This window comes from Paenochrobactrum sp. BZR 201-1 (assembly GCF_044987585.2).
In the GTDB taxonomy this organism is placed as follows: Bacteria; Pseudomonadota; Alphaproteobacteria; order Rhizobiales; family Rhizobiaceae; genus Paenochrobactrum; species Paenochrobactrum pullorum.
The window spans coordinates 1-1429 of record NZ_JBJDRZ020000034.1 but is presented as its reverse complement, the minus strand read 5'-3'; the positions used below and the strand labels follow the sequence as shown (position 1 = coordinate 1429).

Here is a 1429-nt window from a genome sequence, read left to right as displayed (position 1 = left end):
TCCATGATATAAAGCTGAAATCCGGTGTTGCATCATCAGGTCCAAGTTTTAAGCGACCGTAGCGCCCTAAACAGATGAGCAAAACACTGATAAGAAAAATGCCGACTGATAGCAAATAAAACCAACCGAAATTGGTTAGGATAGCTTGCTGAAGTTGCGCGAAAATAGTGGCAGCGCGATCAGGGACAACAACACCTATAGCTAAGAATATTCCGATGATAATAATAGCTCCGAAAAATACTGGAGGATTTATTATAAATTTAGCAGGCATGGGTGCTCTCTGAAGTTGATAGCTTTAGGGCGGTAGTCATAATTGTCTGAGCTATAATATAATTGCAAGGTCAAGGGTATATGAAATTTGCCACATGTTAATGCCGTTTAACAAAAGAAGTGGCTCGGGAAATCTGCACAGCTAGGATAAGTGGAAATTCTGCCTAATTTCGGCTTAGATGCCGTGAACAGGAGATACCATGACGAGACGACCACGCCGGAACCATAGCCCAGCCTTTAAAGCAAAAGTTGCGCTTGCTGCGATTAGAGGCGAGCAGACGCTAGTTGAATTATCCCAGCAGTTTGACGTGCACGCGAACCAGATAAAGCAATGGAAAGATCAGCTTCTTGAGGGGGCGACCGGAGTTTTCGGCGATGAGACCAAGGCGGAACCAGCAGGTCCTACCGTCGACGTCAAAACGCTTCACGCCAAGATCGGCGAGCTAACTCTGGAAAATGATTTTTTATCCGGTGCGCTCAGCAAGGCGGGATTGCTGGGCGGAAAGAAATGATCGACCGCACGCACAAGTTGTCGGTCACACGACAAGCTAAGCTTCTCGGCTTTAGCCGCAGCAGTGTTTACTATTCACCACGCCCGGTATCGGATGGCGATCTGGCACTCATGCGCCGGATCGATGAATTGCATCTGGAATATCCATTCGCGGGAAGTCGCATGTTGCGGGGGCTTTTGAAGGGAGAAGGGCTTGAGGTTGGTCGGCTGCATGTCGCTACGCTGATGAAAAAGATGAGCATCGAGGCGATTTACCGTCGCCCAAACACCTCGAAGCCAGCGCCAGGGCATAAAATCTATCCTTATCTCCTGCGCAAGCTAGCGGTCACCAGGCCCAATCAGGTGTGGGCAATGGACATAACCTATATTCCGATGGCACGTGGTTTTGTCTATCTGTGCGCTGTCGTCGACTGGTTCAGCCGCCGGGTTCTGTCATGGCGACTATCGATCACGATGGAGGCGGACTTCTGCATCGAAGCGGTTGAGGAAGCACTGGCCCGCTATGGAAAACCAGACATATTCAACACGGATCAAGGACCACCGTTTGAATCCACCCAGTTCACATCCATCGACTTCACCAACGTGCTGAAAAAGGCAGAGATCGCCATCTCAATGGATGGCAAGGGTGCGTGGCGGGACAATGTCTTC

Annotated in this window: 1 protein-coding gene and 1 pseudogene; one reads left to right on the top strand and one right to left on the bottom strand. The window is 49.7% G+C overall.

Translation table 11 applies throughout. The features are described from left to right. A partial coding sequence (locus ACI0FR_RS15220; protein ID WP_461667973.1) for a BCCT family transporter occupies positions 1–271 on the bottom strand: 271 nt, incomplete at its 3' end. Between the two features lie 199 nt (positions 272–470). Between ACI0FR_RS15220 and ACI0FR_RS15215 the strand changes: the two are divergent. Beyond that, positions 471–1429 (top strand): annotated as a pseudogene (locus tag ACI0FR_RS15215) (IS3 family transposase); the annotation flags it as partial.